This window comes from Magnetococcales bacterium (genome assembly GCA_015231925.1).
Taxonomy (GTDB): domain Bacteria; phylum Pseudomonadota; class Magnetococcia; order Magnetococcales; family JADGAQ01; genus JADGAQ01.
In genome coordinates, this window is sequence record JADGAQ010000067.1 from 1 (window position 1) to 20,187 (window position 20,187).

18 protein-coding genes are annotated in these 20,187 nt (G+C 62.5%); 11 read left to right on the forward strand and 7 right to left on the reverse strand.

From position 1 onward, the window contains the following. The 7 genes from HQL56_09185 to HQL56_09215 all read left to right on the forward strand — a co-directional run. A partial coding sequence (locus HQL56_09185; GenBank protein MBF0309687.1) for a flagellar biosynthesis protein FlhA occupies positions 1–1,634 on the forward strand: 1,634 nt, incomplete at its 5' end. 101 nt (positions 1,635–1,735) lie between these two features. Further along, positions 1,736–3,040: a flagellar biosynthesis protein FlhF gene (gene flhF, locus HQL56_09190; protein MBF0309688.1), complete on the forward strand. Its 1,305-nt coding sequence runs from the start codon at positions 1,736–1,738 to the stop codon at positions 3,038–3,040. 44 nt (positions 3,041–3,084) lie between these two features. Next, on the forward strand, positions 3,085–4,071 hold the full coding sequence (locus HQL56_09195) for a MinD/ParA family protein (protein MBF0309689.1): 987 nt from the start codon (positions 3,085–3,087) through the stop codon (positions 4,069–4,071). A 12-nt stretch (positions 4,072–4,083) separates the two neighbouring features. After that, positions 4,084–4,851 (forward strand): FliA/WhiG family RNA polymerase sigma factor, encoded by a 768-nt coding sequence (locus HQL56_09200; protein ID MBF0309690.1) that lies wholly within the window; start codon positions 4,084–4,086, stop codon positions 4,849–4,851. Positions 4,852–4,926: 75 nt separating this feature from the next. Beyond that, the gene (locus HQL56_09205; GenBank protein MBF0309691.1) at positions 4,927–5,445 is read left to right on the forward strand and encodes a hypothetical protein; all 519 of its coding nucleotides are present in this window, start codon (positions 4,927–4,929) and stop codon (positions 5,443–5,445) included. A gap of 47 nt (positions 5,446–5,492) precedes the next feature. Continuing rightward, on the forward strand, positions 5,493–6,686 hold the full coding sequence (locus tag HQL56_09210; protein ID MBF0309692.1) for a flagellar hook-length control protein FliK: 1,194 nt from the start codon (positions 5,493–5,495) through the stop codon (positions 6,684–6,686). A 4-nt stretch (positions 6,687–6,690) separates the two neighbouring features. Further along, positions 6,691–6,999, forward strand: a complete 309-nt coding sequence (locus tag HQL56_09215; protein MBF0309693.1) for an EscU/YscU/HrcU family type III secretion system export apparatus switch protein — start codon at positions 6,691–6,693, stop codon at positions 6,997–6,999. Positions 7,000–7,272: 273 nt separating this feature from the next. Here the strand turns inward: HQL56_09215 and HQL56_09220 are convergent, their stop codons facing one another. From HQL56_09220 to kdpA, 5 genes are read right to left on the reverse strand one after another with little or no spacing between them, the layout of a single operon-like run. Beyond that, positions 7,273–7,974 (reverse strand): response regulator, encoded by a 702-nt coding sequence (locus HQL56_09220; GenBank protein MBF0309694.1) that lies wholly within the window; start codon positions 7,972–7,974, stop codon positions 7,273–7,275. Continuing rightward, on the reverse strand, positions 7,974–10,664 hold the full coding sequence (gene kdpD / locus HQL56_09225; protein MBF0309695.1) for a two-component system sensor histidine kinase KdpD: 2,691 nt from the start codon (positions 10,662–10,664) through the stop codon (positions 7,974–7,976). Before kdpD ends, HQL56_09220 begins: the two co-directional genes overlap by 1 nt. Positions 10,665–10,670: 6 nt before the next feature. Further along, positions 10,671–11,246, reverse strand: a complete 576-nt coding sequence (gene kdpC, locus HQL56_09230) for a potassium-transporting ATPase subunit KdpC (GenBank protein MBF0309696.1) — start codon at positions 11,244–11,246, stop codon at positions 10,671–10,673. 10 nt (positions 11,247–11,256) lie between these two features. Beyond that, the gene (gene kdpB, locus HQL56_09235) at positions 11,257–13,320 is read right to left on the reverse strand and encodes a potassium-transporting ATPase subunit KdpB (protein MBF0309697.1); all 2,064 of its coding nucleotides are present in this window, start codon (positions 13,318–13,320) and stop codon (positions 11,257–11,259) included. Between the two features lie 14 nt (positions 13,321–13,334). After that, positions 13,335–15,119, reverse strand: a complete 1,785-nt coding sequence (kdpA, locus tag HQL56_09240) for a potassium-transporting ATPase subunit KdpA (GenBank protein ID MBF0309698.1) — start codon at positions 15,117–15,119, stop codon at positions 13,335–13,337. Positions 15,120–15,474: 355 nt separating this feature from the next. Between kdpA and HQL56_09245 the strand changes: the two genes are divergently transcribed. Both HQL56_09245 and HQL56_09250 read left to right on the forward strand, forming a co-directional pair. Further along, complete coding sequence (locus tag HQL56_09245) at positions 15,475–16,845, forward strand: hypothetical protein (GenBank protein MBF0309699.1); 1,371 nt, start codon at positions 15,475–15,477, stop codon at positions 16,843–16,845. 15 nt (positions 16,846–16,860) lie between these two features. Further along, the gene (locus tag HQL56_09250) at positions 16,861–17,538 is read left to right on the forward strand and encodes a TrkA family potassium uptake protein (GenBank protein MBF0309700.1); all 678 of its coding nucleotides are present in this window, start codon (positions 16,861–16,863) and stop codon (positions 17,536–17,538) included. Here HQL56_09250 and HQL56_09255 read toward each other — a convergent pair. Continuing rightward, positions 17,528–17,731, reverse strand: coding sequence for a hypothetical protein (locus HQL56_09255; GenBank protein MBF0309701.1), 204 nt, complete (start codon positions 17,729–17,731; stop codon positions 17,528–17,530). The two genes, HQL56_09250 and HQL56_09255, sit on opposite strands and share 11 nt — an antisense overlap. Continuing rightward, positions 17,728–17,820, reverse strand: coding sequence for a potassium-transporting ATPase subunit F (locus HQL56_09260; GenBank protein ID MBF0309702.1), 93 nt, complete (start codon positions 17,818–17,820; stop codon positions 17,728–17,730). Before HQL56_09260 ends, HQL56_09255 begins: the two co-directional genes overlap by 4 nt. 258 nt (positions 17,821–18,078) lie before the next feature. Here HQL56_09260 and trkA point away from each other — a divergent pair, with 258 nt between their 5' ends. After that, entirely contained in the window at positions 18,079–19,461 is a 1,383-nt protein-coding gene (trkA, locus tag HQL56_09265; GenBank protein ID MBF0309703.1) for a Trk system potassium transporter TrkA, read from the forward strand. Further along, on the forward strand, positions 19,458–20,187 hold a 730-nt coding region (locus tag HQL56_09270), incomplete at its 3' end, for a TrkH family potassium uptake protein (protein MBF0309704.1). The genes trkA and HQL56_09270, both read left to right, overlap by 4 nt.

Here is a 20,187-nt window from a genome sequence, read left to right on the forward strand (position 1 = left end):
CCTTGGACAAGATGCCCGGCAAGCAGATGGCCATCGACGCCGATCTCAACTCGGGCCTGATCACCGAGACGGAGGCCAAACGCCGCCGTCGGGAGATCGAAGAGGAATCGGAATTCTTCGGGGCCATGGACGGTGCCTCCAAGTTCGTGCGCGGCGATGCCGTGGCGGGCATTCTCATCACCGTCATCAACATCGTCGGCGGTTTCATCATCGGTGTGCTGCAACAAGGACTTTCGGCGGGCCAGGCGGCTCACATCTATACCATTCTGACCGTGGGCGACGGTCTGGTGGCCCAGATTCCCGCTCTGGTCATCTCCTCCGCCGCCGGTTTTCTGGTGACTCGCGCCTCCAGCGACCAGAACATGGGCGAACAGATGGGCGGGCAGATCACCGCCCGTCCTCGGGTCATCCTGCTGGCCTCCGGTGTACTCGGCATGTTCGCCATCATGCCCGGCATGCCGACCCTGGCCTTCACGGTGCTGGCCATCCTGCTGGGTACCTGGGCCTACTTCCTCTTCAAACGCAAGGAGACCCAGGAGAAAGAACGATTCCGCGCCGAATCGGTGCAGGCCCAGGTGGAATCCCAGGTGGAGGAGCCCATCGAGAATTTCCTCACCCTGGATCTGTTGCGCCTGGAGGTGGGTTACGGACTCATCTCCCTGGTGGACGAGACGCAACGCGGCGACCTGCTGGACAAGATCCGCTCCATCCGCCGTCAGTTCGCCTCGGATATGGGCTTCGTGGTGCCCCCCATCCACATCAAGGACAACCTGCAATACAAACCCGGCGAGTATGTCTTTCTGGTCCGGGGCGTGGAAGTGGGACGCGGCGAATTGCGGCCCGGTCAGTTTCTGGCCATGGATGGCGGCAATGTGGCCGGCACCATCGACGGCATTCCCACCAAGGAGCCCGCCTTCGGCCTGCCCGCCATCTGGATCACCGCCTCCGACCGGGAACGCGCCGAAATGATGGGCTATACCGTGGTGGACGCCTCCACGGTGCTGGCGACCCATCTGACCGAATTGATCTATACCCACTCCTTCGAGATGCTCAATCGCCAGGAAGTGCAGAATCTGGTGGATCTGGTGGCCAAGAATCAGCCCAAGCTGGTCGAGGAGCTGATCCCCAACGTGGTCAATCTCGGTGTGGTCCAAAAGGTGCTTCAGGGGTTGCTGCGGGAACGGGTCTCCATTCGCGACCTGGGCACCATTCTGGAGACCATGGCCGACTACGCCCGCATCATCAAACATCCCAACCAGCTGGTGGAGCTGGTGCGCCAGTCCCTGGCCCGCGGCATCGTCAGCCGCTACCTCAACGAGGAGGGCCGGTTGGATGCGCTGGTGTTGGGCGCGGACAGCGAAAACCTGGTGGCGGAGGCCATCGTGGACGGAGAGTACGGCACCTATCTCTCCATGCAGCCACGGGCCATGTCCCGGCTGGTGCGCCGGGTGCAGGAAGAGGTGGAAGGCATCGCCTCCCGGGTCATGCAGCCGATTCTGATCACCGGGGGCCGGGTTCGGCCCTTCGTGCGGCAGATTACCGAAACGTCGATGCCCCATCTGGTGATTCTCTCCCAGAACGAGGTGCCATCCACGGTGGCAGTGTCCAATCTGGGGACGGTGGGGTTGTCGTAAACAATTGAGAGGTGGACTGGGGAATCCTCCCCGAAACGACGAGGCATGCCGCGGGCTCGTTCCCGAATGCGGCGAGTGAGCCGCCTGCAGTGAGTGCGCCGATGAAAGTGACCACAATAACAGCAAAGGACATGCGCGAGGCTCTCAAGGAGGTCCGTGACCTTCTGGGGCCGGATGCGGTCATCCTCTCCACCCGGAGCGTCCGCGAAAAGGGTGCCGGGGGTCTCGGCACCGGACAGACCCTGATCGAGCTGAAAGCCTGCCCGGGTCCCTCTCAGGGAGGGGGGGAGGTCAAAGGGGAGCGATTGGGCGCGGGATTGGACGAGGATCCCGTGGTGGAACCCCCGCGTCTTGCCCGATTGGCACCGCCGGAGGAGGTTTCTCCCCGGGTGAGTCGCTATGGCCAACCGGCGGAAGCTGCGCCACCCCCGACCCGCCCGGTTGGCGCCGAAGGTTTGGCCGCCCGGTTCAAGGCCCTGCAGGAGGAGGCGCGTCAGGTGGGCCGCACCGGAGCCGCCACCGCCGCTGCCGCCGCCGGGGGTATGCAGACCCGTGAGTTGACGGAAATCCGACGCTCCCTGGCCAAACTGGAGGAGCGGGTGTCAAGCATGCCCTCCGCCGTCAGTTGCGACGTGCCGGGACTCGATGCGGAAGGCAAACGCCGTTACAGCACCCTGCTGATGCACGGAGTGGAAGAGCCCATCGCCCGCAAGCTGGCCATGGTGGACAAGGCTGACAAGGAGCGCGGCCTGGAAGTGGCGCTGAAGCGGTTTCTGGAATTCCGCGATCCCATGGCCGGTCAGGCCAGGGTCATCGCGCTGGTGGGGCCGACCGGCGTGGGCAAGACCACCACCCTGGCTAAGATTGCCGCCGATCTGCTGCTCAACCGGCGTCGCAGTGTGGGCATGATCACCCTGGATACCTTCCGGGTGGGGGCCGTGGCCCAGTTGGAAACCTACGCCCGTCTGCTTCAGGTGCGTCTGGTGGTGGCCCGCAGCCTCTCCGAAGTGAAGGCCGGACTGCACTCCCTCAACCGGTGCGATTTCATCCTGGTGGATACGGTGGGCTCCAGCCCCTACAACCGCCGCCAGGTCAACTCCACGGGCAGCCTGCTGCCGGTGATGGGTGAGGATCGGGAGGTGCTGCTCTGCATGGCCGCCAACGTGCGGGAAACCGAGCAGCAGGCGGTGTTCCGGCGGTTTTCCACCCTCCAGCCGACCGGTTTGATCTTCACCAAACTGGATGAAACCGTAACCTACGGAGGGATTCTCAACGTGGCCCTGCGGGCCAGATTGCCTTTGACCCTCTTCACGGACGGACAAAGGGTACCGGAAAATTTGGGTTGGGTCTCGGCTGCCACCATGGCCAAATGGTTCGAGCAGCCCGATACCACCGGCAAGGAATAATCACGGTATTTCCCTTTCGCAAGCGCTTGGGGAAGTAGAAAGCGATGACCATGATCGACGATCTGGACAACCAGGTAGCCACCCTGAAAGAGCTGGCCCGACAGGCCGAGCTGAAGCGCCTGGCTGCCGAACGCGGCAATTCGGGAAGCTGGGATGCTTCCTCCGCGGAAGGACGCAACATTACGCAACGCAAGGTTCCCTATACCATGGCGGTCACCTCCGGCAAGGGAGGGGTGGGCAAAACCCTGGTTTCGGTCAATCTGGCGGTGAATTTCGCCCGGCGCGGCCTCAAGGTTCTGGTGATCGACGCCGATCTGGGGCTGGCCAACATCGACGTGGTCCTGGGCCTCTCGCCCACCCACACCATCCAGGATGTTCTGGAAGGGCATCTGACCCTGGATCAGGTCGCCATCAAGGGGCCCTACGGCATCACCATCCTGCCCGCCGCATCGGGTGTCGCCGATCTTTCCGAGTTGAGCGACGTGCAGCGCATGGCCCTGACCGATCACATCGACAACTGGAACGCCGATTTCGATGTGGTGCTGGTGGATACGGGCGCGGGCATCTCCCCCAACGTGCGCTATTTCATCCTGGCAGTGGAAAAGATCATGGTGGTGGCCACTCCCGATCCGGCCAGCGTCACCGATGCCTACGCCCTGATGAAGGTGATGTACATGAATCACCGCATCGCCCGCTTCGATCTGCTGGTCAATCAGGTGTCGTCGGAAAAAGAGGCCCTGGATGTCTTTCGCACCCTGCACCGGGTGGCGGACAAGTTTCTCAACATCACTCTGGACTACCAGGGCTTCATTCCCGCCGATGCCCAGTTGAAGCAGGCGGTGCGGCAGCAACTGGTGGTTTCCGAAGCCTTCCCGGAGGCCCCGGCCAGCATCGCCTTCGACATCCTCACCTCCAATCTGGTGGAGTCCTGGCACAAGAGTCGCGAGGATCAGGGCCGCATGACCTTCTTCTGGCGCCGTTTGCTGAAAGAGGAAGAGGGCAGCGCACCCACCTCCGAAGAGACGGAATAGGGGTCTCGGACCATGCAACGGGCACCGGCACGGGTCGAACCCTCTCAAGCGGATAACTGGAGCGGCGCCAATCGGGATGAGATCATCCTGAAATACGCCCCGTTGGTGAAGTTCGTGGCCAATCGCATCGCCATGCGCTTGCCCCCCGGAGTCGATCAGGACGATCTGATTCAGGTGGGTATCCTGGGGCTGATCGACGCCGTGGCCAAATTCGAGCCGGAACGGGGCATCAAGTTTCAGACCTACGCCGAATTTCGTATTCGCGGGGCCATTCTGGATGAACTGCGAGCCCTGGACTGGGTGCCCCGGACGGTGCGTCATGCCGCCACCCAGTTGGAGGAGGCCTATCAGGATCTGGAGGGGAAACAGGGTTCCCCGGTGGACGACGAAGTGGTTGCCACCCACATGGGGCTCTCCTTGCAGGAATATTACGACCAGTTGGAGTCGGTGCGCAGTCTGAGCATCATCTCCTTCGAGGATCTGCGACCCGCCGTGGACAACGAGGAGTGGGACGCCCTGGAAATGCTGGAAGATCCCTCCGTCGAGGATCCTCTGGAGGCCATGGGGCTGGAGCAGATGCGTCAGGCCCTCGGAGCCGCCATTGGTTCCCTGCCGGAAAAAGAGCGCCTGGTGGTCACCCTCTACTATTTCGAGGAGTTGACCATGAGTGAAATTGGCCATGTCCTGGGTCTCACCGAGTCCCGGATCTCCCAGCTCCATTCCAAAGCCACGCTGCGTATTCGGGCGCGCATGAAAAAGTATTTTGGTCGTAAAGAGTAGTTTATCGGGCCCGGGCAATCGAACCCGTTCGATGGCGGCAGGGCTTTCTCAGGGATGGTTTAAGGGGCCATGGATATGACCTTCTGGAATTTGTTGGTTATTCTCTGTTTCGCCATCTTGTACCTTGGCGTGGTGATGGTTTACCAGCAGGTGAGGCGTTTGCGGGACGAGGTGCGCCAGCGGGCGGAACACATCGAGCCCGAGGAGGAGGAGCCTCGCCTGCAACCCGTCGTGCAGCACGACAATCACGAGGAGTGCGCCCGCATCATTCTGGAAGAGCTGGCGGTGCTGGACCGGCGCATCAAGCATTCCCTGGACGATCTGGTCAACCGCCTGGAGCAGCCCTTCGAGGAGCTGGTCAAGGAGATGCGTTACGCCAGCCGTTCGGCCCCCCCGAGTCGCATGTCGGAGCAGGACATGGGCAGCAACTCCGGTTTGCAGAACAAAAACGACGCCTATCGGGAGGCCAAGCTGTTGCTCTCCAACAATGTGGACGAAGAGCGGGTCATCGAAGAGACCGGCCTGACGGTGGAAGAGGTCAGCCTGTTGAAACGGTTGATCAATCAGGAAGGCAAACGGGATCTCTCGATGTAAGTGGGGGTTCCTTTCATCAGTCCCTTTTCCCAGGGCCGGAGTGATACATGATCGTATCCGGCGTCTACGCCCCCATTGGTGAGATGGCTCTTGAGCTGCCGGCTCGGGAGCTGACGCTCACCGTGGGCGACTTTCTGGATGGCCGGGTCAGCCGCATGCAGGCGGATGGCAAGGGCACCCTGCAACTTCCCAACGGCAATACCTTCTCCTTTAGCGGCGGCGCGGGACTTCAGGCGGGCGAGCAGGTGCGCCTGCAGGTGGTGCGTCTGCAGCCGGAGGTCGGGTTGCGTATCGTCAACAGTGAATCCCGTGTGGCTCAGGCGGTGGGGCAGTCGGTGGAGCAGGGCCTGGCCCAGGCGCCCGAATTGTTGGCGCGCCTTTCCCTTCTGGCGGGTCTCTCCGGCAAGTCGGGGGAAGGCAGCGTTCTCCTGCCGGGCCAGGCCAACAAGGCCCCGCTGCTGCTCAATCTGGCCAATCTGCTGGGTGGGGGTCCACTTCCCGAGGGGGCGCTGGTGACGGACAAGGGGGAGAGTCTGGCGACGGTGTTGCGCCAGAACCTGCCGCATCTCTCCGTTTCCGGACTCCTGAAGGGTGACGTGACGGAACTGGTGAAGCTGCTGGACGGGGGCAGTCGGGAGGATGTGTCACGGGCGGTGCGCTCCCTGCGTCAGGCGGCCCAGTCGCTGCAATGGGTGCAGGAGGTGGCGGACGGCAATCGCGAAAGCGCCGAGTCGGTTCGCAATCTGGGGGAAGGGGGGCGGCAACTGGAGGTGGTGCGCGGTGCTTTGCAGCGTCTGGCCGATCTGGTGGCCACTCAGGAGGTGTTGCCTCGGGCCACCCAGGCAGGTCCGGAAGGAACCATGCTGTTGGGCTACCGGGTCTTCTGGGTCGGCGAAGAGGGGCTGGGGGAGTCGATCTGGCGGCAGGAATCCGGTCGGAAAGGGGAAAGTGGGCAGGAGGAGAAGGTGACTTCGGTGTTGCTCTCCCTGAACATGACCCGGCTGGGCATGATCCAGGCCCGGCTTTCCTTGGGGCAGAACCGGCTGCTGGTGGCTCTGGGCGCGGAGGAGGAGTCGAGCCTTTCGGCCTTGCGGGGCCGGATCGGCGAGTTGCGCAACACCATCCAACAGGCGGGCCTGCCCCTTTCGGCCCTGGATGTGAGCATGCTCGACCGCACCGCCTTGCAGGCCCAGCGGCGGGACTTCCTGGGCCTGGGCGCCGGATATTCGGCCAAGGGGTGACAAAATGGACGATCCCCAGGAGAAACGGGCCCCGGTGATGCGCAAGGCGGTGGCGTTGCGTTACGACCGCTTTCGGGATCAGGCCCCGCGAGTGACCGCCACAGGGCGGGGGCGCATCGCCGAAACCATCCTCAACCGCGCCCGTGAAGCCGGGGTGCCGCTGATGGAGGATCCCGATCTGGTCTCCCTGCTCGGCAAGGTCGCCTTGGGCGAGACCATTCCCACCGAACTTTACAAGGCCGTGGCCGAGGTTCTGGCCTATGTCTACCGCGTCAACAAGGGCTTCCGCTCCGAAGAGATGAAGCCGGGTTGAGTTCTCCCGAGGAAGTTGGAATCGCAAGCATGCGAGTGGGAAATAAATCCTTTGACATTTAATATGTTAATCTTTTAGAAAGCAAAAAAAAGAAAATGTTCTATATTTTGACTTATATTTTATAATTAAAAATAATATATTAAGCTATTACTAGATGTCATATAAAATTAATTTATATGAAGGATGAACGAAAAGTCAAAGGACAGAACATTTTCTTTTTTTACTTTCTAAAAGATTAAAAATCAAAATACTAAAAAACAGTGATGCCTGGTCTCACACCACCAGCCGATAACCCACCCCCGACTCCGTCAGCAGATGTTTGGGCTGATTGGGATCCTCTTCCAGCTTGCGGCGCAGGTTGGACATGTAGACCCGTAAATAATGGGTGCTTTCCGACTGATTGGGTCCCCACACCTCCCGCAGCAGGGTGCGGTGGGTCAGCACGCGACCGATGTTGGCCATCAACTGCGAGAGCAGGCGATACTCGATGGCGGTCAGATGGATGGCCACGCCGTTTCGGCTCACCGTGCGCAACACCCGGTTGACCTCCACCTCGCCGAATTGCACCACCGGGGAGTCCTCCTCCGGCGAACGGGTGGTGCGGCGCAGCAGGGCGCGCACCCGCGCCAGGAGTTCCGGCAGCCCGAAGGGTTTGGTCAGATAGTCGTCCGCGCCGAGATCGAGGGCGGTCACCTTGTCGTTTTCCGTACTGCGGGCCGACAGGATCAGGATGGGCACGGTGGACCAGGTGCGAATCTCCCGGATGACCTGGATGCCGTCCATGTCGGGCAGCCCCAGATCGACGATGACCAGTGCCGGGCGACGGGTGCCCACCTCCATGAGACCGCGGTTTCCCGTTTCGGCTTCGACCACCGTGTGGTGTTCGGCTTCCAGCGCGGTGCGCACGAAGCGGCGAATCTGGGGCTCGTCTTCCACCAGGACGATCAGGGTTGGCGGGGAACGGGTATCGGACATCACACATCCTCGGGAAGCGCCGGAGGGGGAGCCACCGGCAGGGACAGGACGAAGCGGGCGCCGCCATCGGGCCGGTTTTCCGCGCGAACCGTGCCCCCGTGAGCCTCCACGATGGTGCGCACGATGGCCAGGCCCAGACCGAATCCCGATATGCGGGATTCCACCTTGCCACGGGTGAATTTGTCAAAGAGTTTTTTCTCCGAACCCGGAGGCAGGCCGGGACCGTTGTCCATCACGGCGATTTCCACATCCGAAGCGACCTGAACGGCGGTGATGACGAGCCGGGTGCCGGGGGGGGTGTGTTTCGCCGCGTTTTCCAGAAGATTGCAGAAAACCCGCTCCATGAGAACGCTGTCCAGTTGCAGCAGGGGAAGGTCTTCGGGCAAGTCGATGCGGATGGTATGATGGCTCAGCAGGGGGGCGCAGACATGCATGGCCGCGCCCACCACCTCTTCGAGGGTCTGCCAGTCCCGGTTGAGGGAGATGTGGCCCATCTGCATGCGGGCCATGTCGAGAAGGTTGTTGATCAGGGTGGTGGTGCGGGAGACCTCGTCCCGAATGGCCCGGGCCAGTCCGGCGTGGGGTTCGGGCAGTTGCGGGGAGGCCATGATCATGGCTTCGGCCATACCGGAAATGACGGTCAGCGGGGTGCGCAGGTCGTGGGAGATGGCGGAGAGCAGGGAGTTGCGCAGCCGCTCCGACTCCACGCTGACCTGGGCCTCCCGGGCCAGGGTGACGTAATGGACCCGCTCCAGGGCGATGGCGATCAGGGTGGCGCAGGTATCCAGAAATTGCTGTTGTTCCGGGGGCAGTTCCCAGACGGATTCCTGGGGTACCAGAGCCATGACGCCGCACAGCCGGGTGGGGGCTTTCAACGGAACGTAAAGGGCGCGGGAGGAGGCCAGGGTGTCGGTTCCCAACCCGGCGCTCTGCCCGTGGTCGAAACTCCATTGGGCGATTCCCGGATCGACGCCGTCCGGATCGCTGGAGCCCTCCACCCGTTGCAGGCGATTCTCCCGCCCCTGGATGAAGAGGGCGACGGCGGCGTTGAAGCCTCCCTTGATGATGCGCTGCCCGATCTCCACGATCTGCTCCACTCCCAGGGCGCTGGAGAGTTCACGGGACATCTCGTAAAGCACATGCATGCGATGCTCCCGTTTCCGGGCGGCGGAGGCCTGAAAACGCAATCCGGCGGTCAGTTGGCCGACGACCAGCGCCACCGTCAGCATGACGGCGAAGGTCACCAGATACTGCACGTCCGAAACGGCGAAGGTGAAGCGGGGTGGTACGTAGAAGAAGTCGAAGGAGGCCACCGAAAGGAAAGCGGCCACCACGGCGGGGGCGCGTCCCAGCCGAACGGCCACCAGGACCACCGACAGCAGAAAGAGCATGACGATGTTGGCCGGATCGAGCAGATCGTGCAGCGGCGCGGTGCCGGCAGTGACCAGGGAGACGATGGCCAGGGCCGAAAGGTGGTATTTCCAGGCGGGACTCCCCGCCGGTTTGACAGGCGGGCGCGAGGCGGTGTTTTCCCTCGGTTCCTCCTCTTCCCGGGCCACCTGAAGGATTTCCAGATCCGGCGCCAGCCGCCCCAGTTTCTCGGCGAAACCGTGTTGCCAGGGCAGGCGCCGATAGCGGTCCCGCCCCATCAGCAGGGTGCCCAGATTGTGTTCCCGGGCATAGGCGATGGTGGGTGAAACCGCATCCTGGCCGGAGAGGCTGGCGGTTTGCGCCCCCAGTTCCTGGGCCAGCTTCAATACCTGTAGAATGTGTTTTCGCGCCGATTCGGGAAGGGTGTGCATGGCGGGCGTTTCGATGGCGATGGCATGCCAGGGGGCGCCGGTCTGATTGGCCCGCCGCGCGGCGCGACGCACCAGCCGTTCACTGTCCGGTCCCGGCCCCACGCAGACCAGCACCGATTCCCGGGTTGGCCAGACCGTGGCCACCGACTTCTCCCGCCGCCAGGCGCGCACGTCGCCGTCCACCCGGTCGGCGGTGCGGCGCAGAGCCAGCTCCCGCAAGGCCAGCAGGTTGCCCTTGCGAAAGAAGTGGTCCACCGCCCGCCGGGCCTGTTGGGGAATGTAGACCTTGCCTTCCTTCAGTCGTTGCAACAGCTCCTCGGGGGGCAGATCGACCAGGACCATCTCGTCGGCGCGGTCGATGACGTGATCGGGAACCCTCTCCCGGACCCGGATGCCGGAGATCTTGCCGACCACGTCGTTGAGGCTTTCGACGTGCTGCACGTTGATGGTGGTGAAGACATCGATGCCGGCCCCCAGCAACTCCTCGACATCCTGCCACCGTTTGGGGTGACGGCTGCCCTGGGCGTTGCTGTGGGCCAGTTCGTCCACCAGCAGCAGTTGCGGACGCCGCGCCAGGGCCCCATCCAGATCGAACTCTTCCAGAAGGTGCCCCTTGTAGTCGATGCGGCGGCGCGGCAGCGTGGGGATCGCGCGCAACAACTCGGCGGTCTCCTGCCGACCGTGGGTTTCCACCACCCCGGCCACCACCTCGACCCCCTGGCTTTGCAGCAGTCGGGCGGCGGTCAGCATGGCGAAGGTCTTGCCGACGCCGGGACAGGCGCCGAAAAAGATCTTCAGCTTGCCCCGTTTTTCCCGCGAGGACTCTTCATCCAGACGGGCCAGCAAGGCATCGGGATCGGGGCGGGTCGATGGAGCGGAATCATCCATGGGTGGTCACTTCTTCAGACGGTCCAGAGTCCGATTGAGGGTCAGGACGTTGACACGGGCTTCTCCGAGCAGACCGAAGGTGCGTCCCTGGGTGTGTTGTGCCACCAGATCCTGCACGTTCTTTTCGGACAAGTCACGGGCTTTGGCCACCCGTGGAATCTGCCACTGCGCCGCCGCCGGACTGATGTGGGGATCGAGACCGCTGCCGGAGGCGGTGACCAGATCGACGGGAATGGGCCGGGTCTGATCGGGATCACTCTCCCGGAGGGCGGCGATGCGGGCCTTGACCACCTCTTCCAGGGCCGGATTCACCGGACCCAGATTGGAGCCGGAGGAGGCTGCGGCGTTGTAGGGCGCCGGGGATGTGGCCGAGGGGCGTCCCCGGAAATAGCGGGCCTCGCTGAAGGGTTGCCCCACCAGGGAGGAACCGACGGTAACGCCGTTGTCCCGAAGCAGGCTGCCTTCGGCCTGGTGGGGAAAGAGTCCCTGCGCCAGTCCCGTGACCAGCAGCGGATAGAGTACCCCGCACAGGGCGGTCATCAGGAGCAGCATACGCAGAGAGGGTAGGATTACAGGCAACATGGCGGCATCCTCAGGTGAGATGGAGCAGGACCAGAACGAGATCGATGGCTTTGATGCCCGCGAAGGGCACGATCAAGCCACCGAGGCCATAGACCAGCAGGTTGCGGCGCAACAGGGACCCCGCGCCCACCGGGCGGTAGGCCACACCCTTCAAGGCCAGGGGGATCAGGGCGATGATGATCAGGGCATTGAAGATCACCGCCGACAGAATGGCCGAAGCGGGGGTGGCCAACCCCATGATGTTGAAGGTGTTCAACACCGGATAGGTGGTGGCGAAGGCGGCGGGGATGATGGCGAAATATTTGGCCACGTCGTTGGCTATGGAAAAGGTGGTCAGCGAACCACGGGTCATCAGCATCTGCTTGCCGGTTTCCACCACTTCGATGAGCTTGGTGGGGTTGGAGTCGAGATCGACCATGTTGCCCGCCTCCTTGGCGGCCTGGGTGCCGGTGTTCATGGCCACCGCCACGTCGGCCTGGGCCAGGGCGGGGGCGTCGTTGGTGCCGTCTCCCGTCATGGCCACCAGACGGCCCTCCCCCTGGTATTGCCGGATCAGCTTGAGTTTGGCTTCCGGCGTGGCTTCGGCGAGGAAGTCGTCCACCCCCGCCTCGGCGGCGATGGCGGCGGCGGTGAGGTGGTTGTCGCCGGTGATCATCACCGTCTTGATGCCCATGCGCCGCAGTTCGGCGAAACGCTCCTTGATGCCCCCCTTGACGATATCCTTCAACTCCACCGCACCCAGTACCCGGTTGCCCTCGACGACCACCAGGGGCGTGGAGCCGCGTCGGGCGATCTCCTCCACACTGTTCTGCACGGCGTTGGACCAGAAGCCCCCCGAGGATTCCACATGGCGTCGCACCGCTTCCGCCGCACCTTTGCGAATGGAGCGCCCCTGCCAGTCGATGCCGCTCATGCGGGTTTGGGCCGTGAAGTGGATGAACGTTGCGCCTTCGGCATGGATGTCCCGGCCCCGTTGATGCAGCACCTCCTTGGCCAGGGTGACGATGGAGCGTCCTTCGGGGGTTTCGTCGGCCAGGGAGGCCAGCAGGGCCGCTTCCGCCAGATCCTTGTCGCCGATTCCCGAGGTTGGCAGGAAAAGGGAGGCCTGCCGGTTGCCCAGGGTGATGGTGCCGGTCTTGTCCAGCAGCAGCACGTCGATATCGCCTGCCGCCTCCACCGCCTTTCCGGAGGTGGCCAGAACGTTTTTCTCCATCATGCGGCTCATGCCGGCCACGCCGATGGCGGAGAGCAGTCCGCCGATGGTGGTGGGAATCAGACAGACCAGCAGGGCCACCAGAACCGTCACCGAAACCGGGGAACCCGACTGGCTCGACTCCACGCTGTAGATGGAAAAGGGCAGCAGGGTGACGGTGGCCAGCAGGAAGACCAGGGTGAGCAGCACCAGCAGAATGGTCAGGGCGATCTCGTTGGGGGTCTTCTGCCGTTTGGCCCCTTCCACCATGCCGATCATGCGGTCGAGGAAGGTCTCTCCGGGATTGACCGATATGCGCACCACCAGCCAGTCGGAGAGGATGCGGGTACCGCCGGTGACGGCGGAGAAGTCGCCGCCCGACTCCCGGATCACCGGGGCGGATTCGCCGGTGATGGCCGATTCGTCCACCGAGGCGACCCCTTCGACCACCTCACCGTCTCCGGGCAGGATGTCGCCGGCGGTCACCAGGACCAGATCCCCCTTTCGCAGGCTTTCGGAGGGAACGCTCTCCCATTTGGCGTCGGCTCTGGCTTCATGCAATTTCTTGGCGGAAACGCTCTTGCGCAGGCCTTTCAAGGCGGCGGCCTGGGCTTTGCCCCGGCCTTCGGCCATGGCCTCGGCGAAGTTGGCGAACAGCACGGTGAACCAGAGCCACAGGGCGATGGCCAGGATGAATCCCGCCGGGGCGTCGCCCTGGCCGAAGAGGGCCTGGACGTAAAGTCCGCTGGTCAGAAAACTGCCCAGCCAGACCACGAACATCACCGGATTGCGCAGTTGGTACCGGGGTGAAAGCCGCTTGACGGACTCCAGGACGGCTTCGTTGAGCAGGTTGCGGTCGAACAGAGAGAGTTGTTTGTGCATGGTGGGGTCTCCAGTCAGCGCCCGTTGATCATGACAAGGTGTTCCACGATGGGTCCCAGGGCCAGTGCGGGCAAAAAGGTCAGGGCGCCGACGACGATGACGGTACCGATCAGCAGGGCCACGAAGAGCGGGGTATGGGTGGGCAGGGTTCCCGCCGAAGGGGGAATGCTCTTCTTGGCGGCCAGGGAACCGGCGATGGCCAGTACCGGGAGGATGACCCCGTAACGGGCCAGCAGCATGGCCAGACCCAGAAGGGTGTTATAGAACGGCGTATTGGCCGAGAGGCCGGCAAAGGCGCTGCCGTTGTTGTTGCCTGCCGAGGAAAAGGCGTAAAGGATTTCCGAAAAGCCGTGGATGCCCGGATTGGCGATGCCGGCTTTGCCCGCCTCGCTCACCACCGCCAGCGCGGCCCCGGCCAGGGTGGCCAGACAGGGCACCAGGATGGCCACGGAGGCCATTTGGATCTCGAAGGCCTCGATCTTTTTACCCAGGTACTCCGGGGTGCGGCCAATCATCAGGCCGGATACGAAGACGCCGACCAGGGCGAAGACGATCATGCCGTAAAGCCCCGAGCCGACACCGCCGAAGATCACCTCGCCCAGTTGGATCATCCACATCGGCACCAGCCCGCCCAGGGGGGTGAAGGAGTCGTGCATGGCGTTGACCGATCCGTTGGACGCGGCGGTGGTGGCGGTGGCCCAGAGGGCCGAATTGACGATGCCGAAACGCGCCTCCTTGCCCTCCATGTTGCCCCCGGCCTGCTGATCCGAGGCGCGGGTATCCAGTCCGAGACGGTCGAAGAGCGGGTTGCCGGACTGTTCCGCCACGAGGCAAACCGCCAGCAGAGCCACGAAGACCAGGGTCATGGCCGCCAGGATCACCCCGCCCTGACGCAGATCCCCGACGAAGCGCCCGAAGGTGAAACAGAGTGCGGCGGGAATCAGCAGAATGGCGATCATCTCCAGGAAGTTGGAGAGGGGGGTGGGGTTTTCCAGCGGGTGGGCCGAGTTGACGTTGAAGAAACCGCCGCCGTTGGTGCCCAGTTGTTTGATGGCCACTTGCGAGGCGGCGGGCCCCAGGGCGATGAGTTGTTCGGTGGCGATCTTCCTTTCCGTGACCGGCTGTCCGTCGGCAGCGACGGCAGCCTGCTCGTACTCCACCGGCTGCACGAGTCGGGCTGTCTGGTAGGGGGCGAAGGTCTGCACCACGCCCTCACTGACCAGCGCCAGGGAGAGAACCAGGCTCAGGGGCAGCAGCACGTAGAGGGTGGAACGAACCATGTCCACCCAGAAGTTGCCGACGCCGGCGGCTTCGCGGCGGGTGAAGCCGCGCATCAGCGCCGCCAGAACCGCCATGCCCGTCGCCGCAGAAACGAAATTCTGCACCGTCAGGCCCAGCATCTGGGTCAGATAGGAGAGGGTGGTTTCGCCGCCGTAGCCCTGCCAGTTGGTGTTGGTGGCGAAACTGACGGCGGTGTTGAAGGCGGAATCGGGGCTGACGTTGGCCAGGGACTGGGGATTGAGCGGCAAGGCGAGTTGAACACGTTGCAGCAGATAGACCGCCAGCAGACCGGCCAGGTTGAAGACCAGGACGGCGACGCTGTAGCGTTTCCAGGACATCTCCTCTTCCGGGTGGATGCCGCACAGCCGGTAGAGGCCCCGCTCCAGGGGAGAGAACCAGCGCAGGAAACGCGGATTCTCCTCGCGGTAGAGGCTGGCCATGAAGATCCCCAGGGGCCAGGCGAGCAGCAGCAGGACCAATAGATAAAACCCGATTTGCAGTGTGCCGTTTGCGATCATGGTGTGGCCTTCAGTGTGTTTCGCTGGTTCATGGAAGAGTATCCTGATTGAATTTTATACTTACACAATAACTCCTAAATTATATATTATCGTCCAGTTGAGAGCATGATAGCAATTTCCCCATCAGGATGATCAAAAAAGACTGCCGTCTTACATAAAAAAAGGGTCAAGAGCAATTTTTACGGGTTCTTGATGCCGGGCTGGATGAATTTTATACAGATTATATTTGTAATTATATAGTGTGGCGCCTTCGTTGCGCTCTGTCTGGTTCGTGTCATGATGTTCTGCTCCTGGGGTGGAAGGGATAAACCGGTGTTCAACGTGTCGAATCGGATCATCAAGGAAAGCGTGTGCGATGAATGAACTGCACATCTCTCGTCTGGTATTGGTCTCCTTTGCCCTGACCATTCTGGCCGGCGCGCTGTTGCTGATGCTGCCGGTCAGCCGCCAACTCGGGGTGGAGCCGGTCTCCTGGGTGGATGCCCTGTTCACCTCCACCTCGGCGGTCTGCGTCACCGGACTGGCCACCCGGGACACCGGCACCACCTTTTCGGTCTTCGGACAGGGGGTGATCCTGATGTTGATCCAGGTGGGCGGTCTGGGATTCCTGACGCTTTCCACCTTTTTCATCACCCGGATTCTGGGCCGGGGCAAGAACATCGGCCTGCAGCATCGCCTGTTGCTGGAAACCTCCCACGGGGCGCTCGATTCCATTCATCCCGGCCAGTTGCTGGGGACCATTCTGCTCTTCACTCTGGTGACGGAGGCCTTGGGAGCGGTGCTGCTGTTCCTGCGTTTTTCCCAGGGCAACGAGCCGCTTTGGGCCGTCTGGCTGGCGGTTTTTCACGCCATCTCGGCCTTTTGCAACGCCGGTTTCGGGCTTTACGCCGACAGCCTCATGGGGTATCGCGACGATCCGTTGGTCAACGGAGTGGTCATGGGGTTGATCGTATTGGGGGGCATCGGTTTTCTGGTGGTGGCGGATCTGACCTTCTGGATGCGTTCGCGGCTGCGGCGGCGACCGGCCCGGCTCTCGCTGCACACCCGCATGGTGTTGCGCACCACCCTCTGGCTGATCGGGCTGGGAGCCCTCTTCATCGCCGCGCTGGAATGGGGCGGCGAGGCCATGGGCAGCGATGCGGGCAGCGTCGGCCTGGCCAGTCTGTTCCTGTCGGTGACCAGTCGGACCGCCGGATTCAATACCGTGGATACGGGCCTGCTGACCGGGGCCAGCCTCTACCTGGTCATCCTTCTGATGGCCATCGGGGGGTCTCCGGGTTCCACGGCGGGGGGTATGAAAACCACCACCTTCGCGGTTTGCGTGGCCTTGATGTATTCCCGAGCCCGCAATCGTCCCCGGGTGGAGTGTCAGGAGCGCAGCATTCCCGACGAGACCGTCACCAAGGCCATGTTCGTGGTGACCGGTTATGTCCTGGCCATCCTGGCGGGTTCGTTTCTGCTGGAGGTGACCGAGGCGGGGCGGGTGGCCTTCGGCAAGTCCTCGGGCAACCATTTCCTGGCCCTGCTCTTCGAGGTGGTATCCGCCATCGGCACCGTGGGGCTTTCCACCGGCATCACCGGCTCCCTGAGCGTCAGCGGCAAGCTGATCATCACCGCCCTCATGTTCATTGGCCGGCTGGGGCCGTTGCTGGTGGTTCACACTCTGGTGGGCAGCGCCCCCCGGGTTCGTTACGCCCATGCGGAAGAAAACGTCAACATCGGTTGAGTTTGGAGAATGTCCATGTCCGGCAATTTTCTGGTAGTAGGTCTCGGTACCTTCGGTCGTTACGTGGCCCGCACCCTCTTCGAGGGAGGGGCTCATGTCCTGGCCGTGGATCGGGACGAGGAGCGCGTCAATGCCATTCGGGAGGAGTGTTCCAAGGGTATCTGTTGCGACGCCACCGACGCTTCCGCCATGAAGGCGGTGGGAGCCTTCGATGTGGATACGGCGATTGTGGCCATTCGCAACCATTTCGATTCCACGGTCCTGGTGACCCATACCCTGAAGAAACACGGCATTCCCCGCATCCTGGCCCAGGTGGACAACGAACAGGAGGGGGAAGCCATCCAGACCCTCGGGGCCAGCGAGACCGTCTTTCCCCAACACGATATGGCGTTGCGCCTGGCCCACAAACTGCTGCATCCCGATCTGGCGGAACGCATCCCCCTGGGCAAGAATGTCTCCCTGATCGACATTCCCTGCCCGTCGCCGTTTTTCGATCAAACCATCGGCGGACTGGCGCTTCGCACCCTCTACGGGGTCAATCTGATCGGCATTCGTCCTCCCCATGACGCCTCCCATCCCCGGGACGAGATCCGGATCAACCCCTCTCCCGATACCCGCCTTCAGGCGGGCAGCAGCCTGATCCTGCTGGGCTCCCTGGAGCAACTGGCCGCCATCAAGGCCCTCAGGGGGTGATGGCAGCGGAGTTCCGGACGAAGGGGGGAGCGTTCGGGTCGATGCCCATGCGCCAGGCTTTCGGGGCGGGGGGCGACTCCTCCGAAAAGGGGATCGCCACTTCCGCCTCGGGCCCGAACAGGGTGACCGATCCGGAAAGAACCAGCAGGGCCAGCAGTCCGTAGGCGACTTTCAGGAAAAATCCGGGGTTCATGAAAAATGCTCCGGCAGAAAAAGCACCACTCCCAGATATAGGAATAGGGCCAGAGCCATGATCAGTCCGATCAGGTAGAGCGGGTCCATCGGCGCCTCCACAGGGGTTTCAGGTGGCCTTCATGAGGAAGATGAGCTTCATGGAATGGCATTGTAGGAAAATCCAAATCAAGATGGTCAATAATGTCGAATGAATGGTATAAAAAGATCGTTAATATTCTGGATTTGTTATCCTGATGAAATCATGATGGCTCCGTCGCGACAATTTACACGATCCTGATGGCCCGGTCGGTTTAACATCCCCGCTCCCATCCATGCCTTGGATTGCTGCGGGGAGATGAAAAAACCATGAATGTCGTGATCGTTGGTGTGACGGCGATAGGGAGTGTGCTGGCCAAATACATGGTGGAGGAGGGGCACGACGTTCACGTCGTCGACCCGAGCGCCGAAGCCATACAGCAACTTCTTTCCCACGTCGATGTACGGGCCCTGCAGGGGGATATGAGCGATCCGGGCATCCAGTCCGAGGTTCAGATCGGAACCTCGGATCTGGTGCTGGCCGTGACCAACTCGGATACCGATAACATCGTCACCGCCCTGGGTCTCCACTCCCTGGCGCCGAAAGCCCGCGCCGCCATCTGGGTGCGGGAGGAGCAGTTCACCACCAATACCCACATCTGGAACGGTTCGCAGCTGGATCAGACAATGCTGCTGACCCCCGAACGCAATGCCCTGCAGTTGGTCATGGACCTGCTGGAGATTCCCCTGGCCTTCGAAGTGGTCTCCTTCCTGGGGGGGCGCATCCATATCGCCGGCTTCCGCCTTCAGGAGAGCAGCCCCCTGCTGGGCAAGCCCTTGCACGAAATCGACAAGAGTCGGGAAAACCGCACCCTGGTGGTGGCGGTGGAACGGCATGGGCAGACCATCATTCCCAACGGGGATTTCCGTTTCGAAGTCGACGACCGCCTCTATCTGCCGCTTCTGGAAGGGCGGGAACTCTCCTCGGCCTTTGCCTTCATGGGGTTGGAACAGAGCCATCTGCGCATGCACCATACCCGACACGTCATCGGCGGCGGAGGGCGCATGGCGCTGCATCTGGCTCTGAAGCTGGAGGAGGAGGGGTGTCAACCCACGCTGGTGGAACGGGACCGCCAGCGCTGCCAGTTTCTGGCGGAACGTCTCTCCAAAACCCGGGTTCTCCAGGGGGATGTGACCGATCCGGGGCTGCTGCACGAGCTGCTGGATCCGGTGACCACCTATATTGCCCTGACCGGCAATCAGGAGATCAACTTCATGTCCTCGGTGCTGGCCAGACGCCTCGGCGCGGGGCGCTCCATCACCATGTTCGACAATGAAGGCTATATCGCCCTCTCCTCGTTCATGGGCATCGACGCGGCGGTTCATCCCAATTTGACGGCCATCGGGCAGGTGCTGGGGCTGCTGCGCCCCTGTGACGTTCTGGAGGCCCAGTTGCTCTTGGGAGGAAAGCTGGAAGCCGCCTTGATCCGCCTGAACATGGAGTCGCCCATGGCCAACAAACCCTTGCGGGAGGTGGGTATTCCCCACGGGGTGATCCTGGCGGCGGTGGTGCGCGGCAACAATCAGTTGATGCTGCCGGATGGCAACACGGTCTGTCATCACAACGACCAGATTCTTCTGGTCTCCAACCGGCAGGGCAAGATCAAACAGAAAATGCGCAAGCTGATTCTGCCGCAGGGGATGGCCTCATGAATTACCGGATGAATCTGCGTGTCCTGGCCTTGTTGTCCGCCCTGCTCACCGTCAGCCAGATCGCCCCGCTGGTCGTGGCCCTGATCCTCGGTGAGGAGCCCCGACCCTTCATCTACTCCATGATCATCGGGACCATCATCGGATTGCTCTATTTCGTCCCCCGCAACGTTCAGACCGAACTCCTGCCCCGGGACGGCATCCTCATCGTCGGGCTGGGGTGGATGATGGCCACGGTCCTGGCGGGGTTGCCCTTCGTCTTCGGCGGCTGGATGGGTTGGATCGACTCCTGGTTCGAAACCGCTTCCGGCTTCACCACCACCGGGGCATCCATCCTGACCGACGTGGAGATCCTGCCCAAAAGCCAGCTCTTCTGGCGTTCGGAGATCCAGTGGCTGGGGGGCATGGGGATTCTGCTGCTGGCCATCGCCATCCTGCCTTTCCTGGGGGTGGGCGGCATGGAGATCCTGAAGGCGGAAGTGCCCGGCCCCACCAAGGATCGCCTGGTGCCACGGGTGGCCAGCACCGCCCGCATCTTGTGGGTCATCTATTTCGGGTTCACACTGGCCAATGTCCTGGCCTACCTGGGGTCCGGCATGGATTTTCTGGAGGCGACGGATCACGCCTTCACCACCATGGCCACCGGGGGATTTTCGACACGGAACTTGAGCCTGGCGGCCTTTTCTCCGGCGGCCCAGTGGTGGTGTACCCTCTTCATGTTCGTAGCGG